At 67.8% G+C, this 12,485-nt stretch carries 12 protein-coding genes, 2 tRNA genes and 1 pseudogene; 11 read left to right on the top strand and 4 right to left on the bottom strand.

Going from position 1 to position 12,485, the window contains the following annotated elements:
• The 8 genes and pseudogenes from G510_RS0101035 (at position 1) to msrA (ending at position 6,724) form a co-directional block, all read left to right on the top strand.
• Positions 1-768, top strand: a complete 768-nt coding sequence (locus tag G510_RS0101035) for a fumarylacetoacetate hydrolase family protein (RefSeq protein WP_029152069.1) — start codon at positions 1-3, stop codon at positions 766-768.
• 47 nt (positions 769-815) lie between these two features.
• The gene (gene gltX / locus G510_RS0101030) at positions 816-2,324 is read left to right on the top strand and encodes a glutamate--tRNA ligase (RefSeq protein WP_029152068.1); all 1,509 of its coding nucleotides are present in this window, start codon (positions 816-818) and stop codon (positions 2,322-2,324) included.
• Between the two features lie 96 nt (positions 2,325-2,420).
• Positions 2,421-2,492: transfer RNA gene (locus G510_RS0101025), tRNA-Gln, on the top strand.
• Positions 2,493-2,713: 221 nt separating this feature from the next.
• A pseudogene (locus tag G510_RS14895) lies at positions 2,714-3,388 on the top strand (alpha/beta fold hydrolase); the annotation flags it as partial.
• Between the two features lie 88 nt (positions 3,389-3,476).
• Positions 3,477-4,505 carry a methionine ABC transporter ATP-binding protein gene (locus tag G510_RS0101015; protein WP_029152067.1) on the top strand — a complete coding sequence of 343 codons (1,029 nt, stop codon included), beginning with the start codon at positions 3,477-3,479 and terminating at the stop codon, positions 4,503-4,505.
• On the top strand, positions 4,502-5,185 hold the full coding sequence (locus G510_RS0101010; RefSeq protein ID WP_029152066.1) for a methionine ABC transporter permease: 684 nt from the start codon (positions 4,502-4,504) through the stop codon (positions 5,183-5,185). The genes G510_RS0101015 and G510_RS0101010 overlap by 4 nt, the downstream gene beginning before the upstream one ends.
• A 37-nt stretch (positions 5,186-5,222) precedes the next feature.
• Positions 5,223-6,062: a MetQ/NlpA family ABC transporter substrate-binding protein gene (locus tag G510_RS0101005; protein ID WP_029152065.1), complete on the top strand. Its 840-nt coding sequence runs from the start codon at positions 5,223-5,225 to the stop codon at positions 6,060-6,062.
• Between the two features lie 116 nt (positions 6,063-6,178).
• Positions 6,179-6,724, top strand: a complete 546-nt coding sequence (msrA, locus tag G510_RS0101000) for a peptide-methionine (S)-S-oxide reductase MsrA (protein WP_029152064.1) — start codon at positions 6,179-6,181, stop codon at positions 6,722-6,724.
• A gap of 61 nt (positions 6,725-6,785) precedes the next feature.
• Here msrA and G510_RS0100995 read toward each other — a convergent pair whose 3' ends face one another.
• From G510_RS0100995 to folP, 3 genes are all read right to left on the bottom strand, one after another.
• Positions 6,786-7,514 carry a SurA N-terminal domain-containing protein gene (locus G510_RS0100995; RefSeq protein WP_029152063.1) on the bottom strand — a complete coding sequence of 243 codons (729 nt, stop codon included), beginning with the start codon at positions 7,512-7,514 and terminating at the stop codon, positions 6,786-6,788.
• A 71-nt stretch (positions 7,515-7,585) separates the two neighbouring features.
• Positions 7,586-8,338 (bottom strand): pyrimidine reductase family protein, encoded by a 753-nt coding sequence (locus tag G510_RS0100990; RefSeq protein ID WP_036321425.1) that lies wholly within the window; start codon positions 8,336-8,338, stop codon positions 7,586-7,588.
• Positions 8,335-9,240: a dihydropteroate synthase gene (gene folP, locus G510_RS0100985; RefSeq protein WP_036321422.1), complete on the bottom strand. Its 906-nt coding sequence runs from the start codon at positions 9,238-9,240 to the stop codon at positions 8,335-8,337. Before folP ends, G510_RS0100990 begins: the two co-directional genes overlap by 4 nt.
• A 114-nt stretch (positions 9,241-9,354) precedes the next feature.
• On the opposite strand from folP, the gene G510_RS0100980 reads away from it, so the two are divergent.
• Positions 9,355-10,278, top strand: coding sequence for a diacylglycerol/lipid kinase family protein (locus G510_RS0100980; protein ID WP_029152060.1), 924 nt, complete (start codon positions 9,355-9,357; stop codon positions 10,276-10,278).
• An 18-nt stretch (positions 10,279-10,296) separates the two neighbouring features.
• On the opposite strand, the gene G510_RS0100975 is transcribed toward G510_RS0100980, so the two are convergent.
• A complete protein-coding gene (locus G510_RS0100975) occupies positions 10,297-10,932 on the bottom strand; it encodes an MBL fold metallo-hydrolase (RefSeq protein ID WP_029152059.1) in 636 nt (211 codons plus the stop codon).
• A gap of 174 nt (positions 10,933-11,106) precedes the next feature.
• On the opposite strand from G510_RS0100975, the gene G510_RS0100970 reads away from it, so the two are divergent.
• Both G510_RS0100970 and G510_RS0100965 read left to right on the top strand, forming a co-directional pair.
• A tRNA-Glu gene (locus G510_RS0100970) sits at positions 11,107-11,179 on the top strand.
• Positions 11,180-11,387: 208 nt separating this feature from the next.
• Positions 11,388-12,383, top strand: coding sequence for a TerC family protein (locus G510_RS0100965; RefSeq protein WP_029152058.1), 996 nt, complete (start codon positions 11,388-11,390; stop codon positions 12,381-12,383).
• Positions 12,384-12,485 lie beyond the last annotated feature (102 nt).

Raw genomic sequence — 12,485 nt, 5'->3', positions numbered from 1 at the left:
GTGAAAATCACGCGGTTCAGCCATAACGACGCCATCAAGTTCGGAATCGTCGACGGGACGGAGCTCGTCGTCCTCGCCGGGGATCCCCTGTTCGCGGGGTTCGATACGACGGGGGAGCGCGTGTCGCTCGGTGACGTCGCGCTGCTCGCGCCCGTGATCCCGCGCTCGAAGGTCGTGTGCGTCGGACGCAACTATCGCGATCACGCCGCCGAGCTGAACAACGACGTGCCGAGCGAGCCGCTGCTGTTCTTCAAGCCCAACACGGCCGTGATCGGCCCGGGCGATGCGATCGTGCGCCCGCCCCAGACGAACGACACGCAGTGGGAGGGCGAGCTCGCCATCGTGATCGGCAAGATCGCGAAGAACGTCGCGGCCGCCGACGCATCCGACGTGATCTTCGGCTACACGATCGCCAACGACATCACGGCCCGCGACCTGCAGGGTCCGGATCGCCAGTGGGCGCGCGCGAAGGGCATGGACACGTTCTGCCCCGTCGGCCCGGCGATCGAGACCGATTTCGACGTCTCCAAGGGCGAGATCATCACGCGTCACAACGACGTCGAGGTGCAGCGCGGATCCTTCACCGACATGATCTTCGACATCCCGTCGATCATCGAGTACGTCTCCGCGGCGTTCACGCTGCTGCCGGGCGATCTGGTGCTCACCGGCACGCCGGCCGGCGTCGGGGCGTTCCAGGCGGGCGATTCGGTCGAGGTCGAGGTGCCGGGCATCGGCATCCTGCGCAACATCGCGCGCGACGCCGCGTAAGGCGTCTTCCCGGATCCGTCGCGCCGCGCGGCGTAGGATCGCAGGTGATGTCATCTGCACCTGATCCCCGCACCACAACGGCCACCGGCAGCGACGTACGCGTGCGCTTCTGCCCGTCGCCGACCGGCCTGCCGCACGTCGGCCTGATCCGAACCGCGCTGTTCAACTGGGGCTTCGCGCGCCACCACGGCGGGAAGCTCGTGTTCCGCATCGAGGACACCGACGCGAACCGCGACAGCCAGGAGAGCTACGATCAGCTGATCGACGCCCTCACGTGGCTCGGCATCGACTGGGACGAGGGCGTCGAAGTCGGCGGCCCGCACGAGCCCTATCGCCAGTCGGAGCGCCACGGCCTGTACCGCGAAGCACTCGACAAGCTGCTCGAAAAGGGCCTCGTGTACGAGAGCTTCTCGACGGCGGAGGAGATCGACGCCCGCAACGAGGCGAACGGCCGCGCGAAGCAGCAGGGCTATGACAACTTCGACCGCGACCTCACGGACGAGCAGAAGGCCGCGTTCCGCGCGGAGGGCCGGAAGCCTGCGCTCCGCCTGAAGGTGCCGGATGAGGACATCACCTACGACGACCTCGTGCGCGGCGAGGTGACCTTCCCCGCCGGCAGCTTCACCGACTTCGTCATCGTGCGCCCGAACGGGATTCCGCTGTACACGTTCGTCAACCCGGTCGACGACGCGCTCATGGGCATCACCCACGTGCTGCGCGGCGAGGACCTCATGCCGTCGACGCCGCGCCAGATCGTGCTCTACAGCGCGCTCATCGATGCCGGCGTCACGTCGTTCGTCCCGCGCTTCGGCCACATGCCGCTCGTGCTCGGCGACGGCAACAAGAAGCTGTCCAAGCGCGATCCGCGGGCGGATCTGTTCCTGCAGCGCGACAAGGGGTTCGTGCGCGAGGGCCTGCTCAACTACCTTTCGCTGCTCGGCTGGTCGATCGCGCCCGACCGCGACGTGTTCTCGCTCGACGAGTTCGTGGCCGCGTTCGATATCACCGACGTGAACCCCAACCCGGCGCGATTCGACCAGAAGAAGGCCGAGTCGATCAACGGCGACCACATCCGTCTGCTCGAGCTCGACGACTTCGCCGGCCGCCTCGTGCCGTACCTGCAGCAGGCCGGTGCGCTGGGGGAGACGCCGAGCGCCGATGAGCTCGCGCTCGTCGCGGCGGCCGCGCCCCTCGTCAAGGAGCGCATGCAGCTGCTCGGGGAGGTGGGCGACATGCTCGGCTTCCTGTTCACCGACGAGCTCGCCTACGACGACGACGCGGTGGCAAAGCTCACGGACGACGCCCCGCGCGTGCTCCAGGCGAGCATCGACGCACTGACGCCGCTCGAGGCATTCGACGCGGAGTCGATCCAGGGCGCGCTGTCCGCGGCTTTGATCGAGGGGCTCGAGCTGAAGCCGCGTGTGGCGTACGCGTCACCGCGCGTCGCGATCTCGGGCCGCCGCGTATCGCCGCCGCTGTTCGAGTCGATGGAGCTGCTCGGCAAAGAGCGCACGCTCGCGCGCCTGGCCGCGCTGATCCCTCGGCTGGCGGGCTGAACCGGCGCGACACGCCCCGGTTGCACGCTCGAATTGGCGCCTGGTCTCAGACTCATATAAGCTGTTCTCTTGTGACGGCGAGAGCCTGAGCGCCCTTGGGGTATGGTGTAATTGGCAACACAGCGGTTTCTGGTACCGCCATTCTTGGTTCGAGTCCAGGTACCCCAGCAAGATGAAGACCCCCGGTTCGCCGGGGGTTTTTTCATGGGATTCGTTGACCGTCCGCGAGCCCCGAGCGCAGCGTCGTCATCGTGTGCGGCGCGTTCCTGCCCGCCCTCGTCTACGCGCCGTTCGCGTCGGCGCTCGTCGAGCAGCTCGGTTCCGACTGGGCCGTGCACGTCTACGACCGGCGCGGCAAGGGCTAATCCTCCCCGGTCGATGACTCCTACTCGTTCGACACCGAACTCGACGACGTGCGTACCGCGCTGCGCGAGACCGGCGCGCGTCACCTGCTCGGTCATTCGCTCGGCGGATCCATCGTGCTGCACGCGGTGCGCTCCATGGCCGCGGGCGACGATCCGCTGCTGCCGGCGACCACGACGGTGTACGACCCCGCGATCAATCTCGACGGCTCGCTCGACACGTCCTGGCTGCCGAAGTTCCAGCAACTGGTCGACAAGCGCCGCTGGGGCCGCGCGATGGCCGTCATCGAGAAGGTCATGGGCATGTCGTCGACGCTCTCACGGGCGCCGTCCTGGATGGTTGCTGGGGTCATGGGGGTGAGCGTGCGCACGGGTCTGCGAGGCATGTCGAAGGCGGTTTTACCCGCCGGTGTCGCGGAGCTCACGGCCGCGTTCGCGGAGGAGGCTCGCGGCTCGGACTTCGCCCATATGCCGCCCGATCTTTGCATTCTCGTGGGAGAACACAGCGCCGACTATTTCCGTGCGACGGCCGAGGCGCTTAACCGTTCGATGCCGGACGCGCGCTTCGTCGTCGTGCGCAAGGGGATCCACGGATCCGTGCCCGCCGTGCGACATCCGATCGTGAAGACGTTCGCTCGATGGCTGCTCGAGGAGCCCATGGGCGACGTCGCCCTCGAGGTTTCGGAGCCCGAGCCGGCCTGAGCGTCACAATTCGTCGCTGAATTCCTCGTCGCCCCAAGTTTCTGGCACGGTGGATCAGCCAGGTCGCCGTGCGGCCGGAGAGGAACCGATGATCGAGCTGCGCGACGTCACGAAAGTGCACGCCGGGGGAGTGACCGCCCTCAACGGCGTGAGCCTGTCGGTGGCCGCGGGAGAGATCCACGGGATCGTCGGGCGATCGGGCGCCGGGAAATCGACGCTCATCCGCTGCCTCACCGGGCTCGACCCCGCCACGAGCGGTCGCATCGAGATCGACGGCACGGACATCGGTGCGGCGCGCGGATCCGACCTCGCACGGGCCCGTCGCAAGATCGGTATGGTCTTCCAACACGTCAACCTGCTCGACTCGCGCACCGCGGAGCAGAACATCTCGCACCCGCTCGAGGTCGCCGGCGTCCCCGCCGCGGAGCGCAGACGCCGCGTCGCCGAGCTCCTCGCGCTCGTCGGGCTCACCGATCGCCGCCGCAGCTACCCCGCGCAGCTCTCGGGCGGGCAGAAGCAGCGCGTCGGCATCGCCCGAGCGCTGGCCGCCGAGCCGCGCGTTCTGCTCTGCGACGAGCCGACCTCGGCCCTCGACACCGCCACGACCCGGCAGATCCTCGGTCTCATCCGCTCGCTGCGCGACCGGCTCGGGATCGCCGTGGTCATCATCACGCACGAGATGTCGGTCGTGCGCGAGATCTGCGACGCGGTGTCGCTGCTCGAGGACGGACGCGTTGTGCGCACCGGATCACTGCTCGATGTGATCAGCGACGGCGGATCAGCGCTGTCGCGCGACCTGATCGCGCTTCCGCCGGCCGCCCTGGATCCCGACGAGACGATCGTGGAGGCGTTTCTCACGGGCCCCGCTGCGCGCGACGTCGGAGCGCTCTTCGCCGCCCTCGGCCGCGCGGAGCTTCCCGCGCGGATCGCGGCGGGCACGATCGAGACGATGCACGATCAGCAGGTCGGTCGCCTCCGCTTCCTCGCCCGCGACGCCGCCGAGGCCGAGCGGATCGCGGACGCGCTGCGCGGCGCCGGCGCCTCGGCCGAGGTCACGACGGCACAGGCGGCCGCTCGCACCGACGAGCGCGCCGCAGACGAGGAGGCGGGCTCATGAGGCTCGCGGCCGACGAGATCTTCTGGAACAACCCGGTGTTCCACGACCGCCTCTGGGAGGCGACCGGCGAGACGGTTCTGATGATGATCTTCACGACCCTCGCGGTCGCGATCATCGGCCTGCCGCTCGGTCTCCTGCTGCACGCCACGAGCGCGAAGGGCCTCACGCCTCAGGCCCCCGTCTATCGCGTGCTGAGCCTCATCGTCGACTTCGGGCGGTCGATCCCGTTCATCATCCTGATGATCGCCCTGATACCGTTCACGCGGTTCGTCGTCGGCAGCGCGCTCGGATGGCAGGCGACGGTCGTGCCGCTGGCGGTGGGTGCGATCCCGTTCTTCGCTCGACTCGTGCAGAATGCCCTGCGCGAGATCGACGCGGGAAAGATCGAGGCCGTTCAGATGATGGGCGCCTCAAAGCGCCACATCACGCTGCACGTCCTCGTGCGCGAGGCGCTGCCGGCCATCGTCGGCGCGCTCACCGTCACCGTCGTCACCCTCATCGGCTACACCGCCATGGCGGGCACGATCGGCGGCGGGGGCCTCGGTGCCCTCGCGATCGACTACGGCTACCGGCGCTACCAATCCGACACGATGATCGCCTGCATCGTGCTGCTCGTCGCCCTCGTGGCGCTCATGCAGTGGGCGGGCGACGCCATCGTGAAGAAGATCGACCACCGCTGAACAGCGGATCCCTCACAGCACAGGAAGAAGCACCACCATGCGACGCACCCTCACCACCCTCGCAGCCGCGGCCGCGGCGACGCTCGTTCTCGCCGGCTGCGGCGCGTCCGGCGCAGACGAAGAGGTCGGATCCGATGACGGCGGCATCACGACGCTCACCGTCGGCGTCTCGCCCGTTCCGCACGGCGAGATCCTCGAGTTCGTGCGCGACAACCTCGCGGAGGACGCGGGGCTCGACCTCGAGATCGTGTCGTACGACGACTACGCGCTGCCGAACCGCGCGCTCGTCGACGGCGAGCTCGACGCGAACTACTTCCAGCACCTTCCCTACTACGACTCCGAGGTCGAGAGCCAGGGCTACGAGCTCGCGCACTTCCCGGGCGTGCACATCGAGCCGTTCGCGCTGTACTCGAACACGGTCACGGACGTCGCCGACCTGCCCGACGGCGCCACGATCGGCATCAACAACGACCCGTCGAACCAGGGCCGCGCGCTCGACCTGCTCGCGCAGGCCGACCTCCTGACGCTCGACGACTCGGTGGACGTCGTCTCGGCGACCGTCGCCGACATCGTCGACAACCCCCACAACTTCGAGTTCATCGAGGCCGATGCGGCGTCGCTGGCCCGCACCCTCGACGACGTGGACGCCTCCGTCATCAACGGCAACTACGCGATCGAGGCCGGCCTGTCGCCGACGACCGACGGACTGCTCGTCGAGGCCGGCGCCGACAACCCCTACGCGAACTTCCTCGCGGTGCGGGCAGGCGACGAGACCAACGAGGCGCTGGTCGCGCTCAACGACCTGCTGCACTCGGAAGAGACGCGCCAGTTCATCGCTGACACGTGGTCGGACGGATCCGTCATCGCGGTCGACTGACGACCGCAGTTCACACGCGGGTCGGCGTCCGGAATGTTCCGGACGCCGACCCGCGTTGTACGTGGGGGAGGCCGCGTACTGTGGTCTCGTACGACCGATAGCGAGGAGCGCAGACGATGACGAGCGGAACGCAGGACACGGGCGAGCTGACGATCGAGCCCGGCACGGAGACCGCCGTCCTCGCGGGCGGGTGCTTCTGGGGCATGGAAGACCTGATCAGGAGCCAGCCGGGAGTGAAGAGCACGCGGGTCGGGTACACGGGCGGCGACAACGACCACGCGACGTACCGCAACCACCCCGGGCACGCCGAGGCCGTCGAGATCGTGTTCGACCCGGCCGAGACGACGTACCGCGACATCCTGGCGTTCTTCTTCCAGATCCACGACCCGTCGACGCTCGACCGACAGGGCAACGACGTCGGTGCGAGCTACCGGTCGACGATCTTCCCGGTGACGCCCGAACAGGAGGCCGTCGCGCGGGAGACGATCGCGGACGTGGATGCGTCCGGTCTCTGGCCGGGGAAGGCCGTCACGACGATCGAGCCCGTCGGCCCGTTCTGGGAGGCCGAGCCGGAGCACCAGGACTACCTGATCACGTACCCCAACGGGTACACCTGTCACTTCCCGCGCGCGGGATGGGTGCTGCCGAAGCGCGCCGCCTGACCACAGTGAAGGGGAGGGACGCGACCAGCGCGTCCCTCCCCTTCACTGTGTGCGTGCCGCGTCAGAGCTTGACGTCGACCTTCGCGTCCTTGCGGAGCGTCTCCAGGATCTGCTCGATCGCCGCGTTCTGGCTCTCGGAGACGGCCTGATCGGTGAGCTGCTGCTTCGCGTCCTCGAACTCCGGAACCTGATCCTCGGCGCCCTGCGCCTTGGCCTGCTCGACGAGCTCGTCGTACTGCGCCTTCAGCTCTTCCTCGCTCGGCTCCGCGACGTCAGCCTCCTGATCGACGTAGGAGTCGACGAGGAACTGCCCCTCGGCCTGCTCGCGCAGCGCGTCCTCGTCCAGGCCCTGCTCGCCGAAGGCCTTGACGACCTCGTCGACCGATCCCAGGCCGTTCTGATCCGCGATGTCCTGCAGCACCGAGTCGACGTCTTCGTTGGTCGCCTCGATACCTGAACCGGCCGCGGCCTGCGTGAGCAGCGCATTGTTGACGAGCAGATCAGCGGTCTGCTGCTTGAGCGCGTCCTGATCGACGGCCTCGCCGCCCTGCTGCTGCATCATGGTGGCCTGCTGGAACTGCGCCTCGTACGCCTGAGTGAACTCCTCGAGCCCGATCTCCTCGTCGTTGACGGTGGCGACGACGTCGGGCAGCCCGCTGAGGTCGGCCTCAGGGGCGGCGGCTGCCTCGGTCGGTTCGGGCGTCGCTTCCGGCTCGCCTGATGCGCTGCATCCGGCGAGCGCGAGAACGGCAACCGTCCCGACGGCGAATAGGGCACGCGAGATCGACATATGGCCTCCAGATTGTCTTTGCGGTCGTCGCGACGCTACACGCTCACGGTATGAGCGAGGTCAGTACGCGGTCAGGAAGCTTCTCGCGTCCGGCGATACCGCAGCAGCAGCTCCTCGCTCGAGCGCAGCACCGAGACGAGCTGCATCGGCGTGGGGGAGGCCTCTGCGCTGGCGGCGATCCGCCGTGCCGTGCCGCCCTCGAGCGTCGGCGCGAGCGTGAGGCACAGCTCGTCGACCGCGCCCTGCGCGAGAGACGATCCGAACATGCTCGGCCCGCCCTCGGAGTGGATATGCCGGAGACCCCGACGCGCGAGGTCGGCGACGACGGCCGGAAGCTCGACCTCCTCGGCGCCGACCGCCACGACATCGGCGACCCGCTCGAGCACCGAGCGCCGATCGGCGGGGGCGTTCTGCGTGGTGTAGACGATCGGACGCACTGGCGCATCCGCGAACACGGGCGAGGCCGGATCGAGGTCGAGCGAAAGCGAGACGAGCGCGAAGACCGGGTGCGGCGGCTTTCCGCGGCGCGTGCGCCACGCGACCGAATCGTCATCGAGCCGCATGGCCTCGTACCCCTCGGCGCGAACCGTTCCGGCGGCGACGAGCACCGCGTCGGCGGGGCGGCGGAGCAGATCGAACACCCGATGATCGGCGTCGTCGCCGAGTCCGCCGGAGAGCCCCTCCCGCGTTGCGGCCCCGTCGAGGCTCGAAATGAAGTTCATGCGCAGCCACGGCCCGTCCGGGAAGGCGTAGGTCTCGACGAGCGAGTCGTCGTCGACGTCGAGTTCGGGGTCCGGCCACAGCCGGTCGATGCGCGCGCTCATACGTTGTGCGTCGGGTGGGTGTTGTGCTCGAGGCGAACCGGCTTCCGCCAGCCCATGACCGATTCGACCATGCGCGCGGCGTCGACCGAGGCCGCGACGTCGTGCATGCGAAGGATCCGCGCGCCGCGCTCGACGCACATCACCATGGCCGCGAGCGAACCGGCGAGGCGATCGGGCTTCGCGCGCTCGAGCGACTCTCCGATGAAGTCCTTGTTCGACACGGCCGCGAGAACGGGCAGCCCGATGTCCGAGATCTCGTCGAGCCGCCGCGTGAGCTCGAGGGAGTGGAGCGTGTTCTTGTCGAGGTCGTGTCCCGGATCGATGATGATCTTCTCGCGCGGAACACCGGCGGCCGTCGCGCGGTCGACGCGTTCGACGAGGAACTCGCGCACCTCGTTGACGACATCGTCGAAGCGGGCAGCGGGCTTCTCCATCCGCGGCGGCCCGACGCTGTGCGTGATGACGACGTGCACGCCGGATCGGGCGATGACGTCCGCCATGTCGGGGTCGCCGAGGCCGCTCGTGTCGTTGATGACGGCGGCGCCGGCGTCGATGGCGGCTTGCGCCACCTCGGCGCGATTGGTGTCGACTGAGATCACGACGTCGGTCTCGGCGGCGACGGCGCGGACGACCGGCGCCACGCGGTCGATCTCCTCCTCCGCCGACACGATCGGCCCCCGCCCGAACGGCACGCCCCCGATGTCGACCCAGTCGGCGCCGTTCCGGGCCGCCTGCACGCAGGCCGCCACGGCGCTGTCGAGGGCGAACGTCGCCCCCTGGTCGAAGAACGAATCGGGCGTGCGATTGATCACGGCCATCACCGCGATCTGGTGCGAGAAGTCGAAGTCGCGGCGGCCGATCCTATGAACCGTCCGCTCCGCGGCGAGCACGTATGGATCCATGACTGCATGCTACGCGGCGCGGCGGACGCCAGGCGTGCCGCCGGGCGCGCATTCCGTCTTACAATCGCCTCATCCTCCGCCGATGGCCGGCGCGGGCATCGAAGGAGATCGAACATGTCCGAGACGACCCACATCGGAATCGTGTTCAACCCGTCCAAGGGCGAGCGCGATGACCTCGAGAGGTCGATCGCCGACGCCACCGGCCTCCCCGTGACCTGGCACGAGACGTCCGTCGACGATCCCGGCGTCGGGGCGACGCGCGAGGCCCTGGCGGCGGGCGCCGATCTCGTGATCGCGGCGGGCGGCGACGGCACGGTGCGGGCGGTCTGCGAGCACCTGGCCGACTCTGAAGCGCAGGCGGATCTCGGCATCGTCCCCCTCGGCACGGGCAACCTGCTCGCTCGGAATCTCGGGGTGCCGCTGAACAGCATCCGCGGGGCGGTCGACCGGGCCCTGTCCGGAGAGCCGCGCGTGATCGACGCCGCGTGGGCCGACACGGACGAGTCGCGATACGCGTTCGTCGTCATGGCGGGGTTCGGGATCGACGCGCACATGATCACGGAGACCGACGACGACCTGAAGTCGCGCGCGGGCTGGCTCGCGTACGTCGAGTCGCTCGGACGTGCGCTGTCGGCGAGCGAGGTGATCGAGGTGACGGTCGCGACCGACGACGCGGAAGCCGAGCAGCACTCCGTCCACACGCTCATCGTCGGCAACTGCGGCATGCTGCAGGGCGGCATCACGCTGCTGCCCGACGCGGATCCGTCCGACGGCGAGCTCGATCTGATCGTGCTCGACGCGACCGATGCGAGCGGCTGGGCCGACACGCTCAAGAACGTCGTCTGGGACAACGGAATCGGGCGCGTCTTCCGAAAGGATCGGACCGCAGCCAGCAGCGACAGCGTGACCCATCGGCGCCTCACATCGATCGACATCGTGCTCGCCGAGCCGCGCGTGTTCGAGGTCGACGGCGACGACGTCGGCGAGGTCACGCGCGTGCGGATCAGCGTCCAGCCGGATGCGATCCGGGTGCGCTGACCCCGAGGGAACGAATCGTCAGACCTCGATCGAGTCGCCGCTGTCGAGGCGATGGAATGTGCCGCCCGATTGTTCGGCCGCCCACGCGAGGCGATCGCGGTGCATGCCGAGGCCGGCGGACGACAGCGTCGAATCGTGCGTGCCGAACGCCTCGCGCGGCGCGACCGCGAGTACGAAGTCCATCGCCTCGCCGATCTTGAGCCAGGGCGCCCCGACGGGCGCCGCGAGAACGCGCACGTCCACGCCCTCGGGGACGGCGTACGAATCGCCGGGGTAGTAGAGGATGTCGTCGATCAGCACGCCGACGTTGTCGATGAGGGGGATCGACGAGTGGATCTCGTTGTGGGTCCCGCCGAAGAAGCGCAGCGAGAACGAGCCGGCCCGCACCTCGTCGCCGGGGGAGACGGCCGTCATCTCCACGGGCGCGGACTGCGCGGTCGCGGCCGTCGTGAACATCGGCGCGCCGGGGAACGCGGCGGCGATCGCCTGCAGGTGGTCGGGCGTCCAGTGATCCGCGTGCTCGTGGGTGATGACGACGCCGACGACATCGGACAGGTCACTGACGTCCGCGGCGAAGACACCGGGGTCGATGACGAGAGTTTCGCCGCGCTTCTCGAGCGTGAGGTAGGCGTGGTCGTGCTTCGTGATGCGCATACCCTCACCGTGCCATGAGATCGAGGGTTTCGTGAAGCGACGATGTCGATTAGGATCCGAATCAGCGGACACGCCCGGGCGACACGCAGTGCGTCGCCTGATTTTGTCGTGCACTCGCGATCCGTATATAGTGATCTAGTTGCCGCGAGCGGGAACAACAAGTGAAAAACATGCGGCCCCATCGTATAGCGGCCTAGTACGCTGGCCTCTCACGCCGGTAACGCGGGTTCGAATCCCGCTGGGGTCACCGCAGAAGATGAGCGCCTGAACTTCGGTTCGGGCGCTCGTCTTTTTCTTCGCAGAGACGCGGTAACCTGGTCTGCGCGAGAGGGAGTATCCCGTCACCGCACGCAGCGTCAACACGAGCACCATCGAAGAGGCTCCGGGCGTGTGGCGCATCCGTCCGATGCGGGGAGAGACTTTCGGACGTCAACAGACCCCCCGAGAGGCACCCTATGGATGTTATTCCGCTCTGGTTCGAGATCGGATCGATGACCGTCCTGGTCCTGATCCTGATCGCCGATCTGTTGCTCATCCTCAAGCGGCCGCACATTCCCTCGACGAAGGAATCCGCGCTCTGGGTCGCGTTCTACGTCACGCTCGCACTGATATTCGCGCTGGTGCTCTGGATGATCGGCGACTCGGAGCACGCCGTCCAGTTCTTGAGCGGCTGGCTCACCGAGTACAGCCTATCGATCGATAACCTGTTCGTCTTCGTGCTGATCATGACGCAGTTCTCGGTGCCGAGGCGTTATCAGCAGGAAGTGCTGATGTTCGGCATCATCATCGCGCTGATCCTGCGCGGCGGATTCATCCTCCTGGGCGCCGCGCTCATCGAGAACTTCAGCTGGATCTTCTTCATCTTCGGCGCGTTCCTCGTATACACGGCGGCCAAGCAGGTGTTCGAGAAGGAGCACGACGGCGACGCCCAGGCGGAATCGTTCATCGTGCGGGTGCTGCGACGGTTCATCCCGATCCACGACGCGTACGACGGTGCGAAGCTGCGGACGGTGGTGAACGGCAAGAAGATACTGACGCCGATGGTGATCGTCTTCGTGTCGATCGGTGTGACCGACCTGATCTTCGCGATCGACTCGATCCCCGCGATCTTCGGCATCACGCAGAACCCGTTCCTGGTCTTCGCCACGAACCTGTTCGCGCTCATGGGCCTGCGCCAGCTGTACTTCCTGCTCGGTGACCTGCTCGACAAGCTGCGCTACCTCAAGTACGGCGTCGCGTTCATCCTGGCCTTCATCGGCGTGAAACTGTTCTTCCACGCGATGCACGTCAACGAGCTGCCGTTCATCAACGGCGGCGAGCCGATCCTGTGGGCTCCGGAGATCAGCAACTGGCTGTCGCTCGGCGTCATCGTCGCGTCGATGGTCGTCGCGACCGTGGCGAGCCTCATCGCGAACTCCCTCGAGTCGAAGCAGGCCAGCCGCAATGAATGACACGCCACAGCGTGTATGCCTGAGCAGAGTGCTCACCGATCGGCCATCGTGAACGGTCGGCGGTGAGCACTCTGTTATTCTCGTCGTGTGCGGTGCAACAGC

This window comes from Microbacterium gubbeenense DSM 15944 (assembly GCF_000422745.1).
Lineage (GTDB): Bacteria > Actinomycetota > Actinomycetes > Actinomycetales > Microbacteriaceae > Microbacterium > Microbacterium gubbeenense.
This window is presented reverse-complemented; position numbering and strand designations above follow the sequence as displayed.

Excerpts from the sequence above, each read along its gene's own strand:
- gltX (WP_029152068.1), top strand. The coding sequence starts at position 816 with ATGTCATCTGCACCTGATCCCCGCACCACAACGGCCACCGGCAGCGAC.
- G510_RS0101015 (WP_029152067.1), top strand. The coding sequence starts at position 3,477 with ATGATCGAGCTGCGCGACGTCACGAAAGTGCACGCCGGGGGAGTGACC.
- G510_RS0101010 (WP_029152066.1), top strand. The coding sequence starts at position 4,502 with ATGAGGCTCGCGGCCGACGAGATCTTCTGGAACAACCCGGTGTTCCAC.
- G510_RS0101005 (WP_029152065.1), top strand. The coding sequence starts at position 5,223 with ATGCGACGCACCCTCACCACCCTCGCAGCCGCGGCCGCGGCGACGCTC.
- msrA (WP_029152064.1), top strand. The coding sequence starts at position 6,179 with ATGACGAGCGGAACGCAGGACACGGGCGAGCTGACGATCGAGCCCGGC.
- G510_RS0100995 (WP_029152063.1), bottom strand. The coding sequence starts at position 7,514 with ATGTCGATCTCGCGTGCCCTATTCGCCGTCGGGACGGTTGCCGTTCTC.
- G510_RS0100990 (WP_036321425.1), bottom strand. The coding sequence starts at position 8,338 with ATGAGCGCGCGCATCGACCGGCTGTGGCCGGACCCCGAACTCGACGTC.
- folP (WP_036321422.1), bottom strand. The coding sequence starts at position 9,240 with ATGGATCCATACGTGCTCGCCGCGGAGCGGACGGTTCATAGGATCGGC.
- G510_RS0100980 (WP_029152060.1), top strand. The coding sequence starts at position 9,355 with ATGTCCGAGACGACCCACATCGGAATCGTGTTCAACCCGTCCAAGGGC.
- G510_RS0100975 (WP_029152059.1), bottom strand. The coding sequence starts at position 10,932 with ATGCGCATCACGAAGCACGACCACGCCTACCTCACGCTCGAGAAGCGC.
- G510_RS0100965 (WP_029152058.1), top strand. The coding sequence starts at position 11,388 with ATGGATGTTATTCCGCTCTGGTTCGAGATCGGATCGATGACCGTCCTG.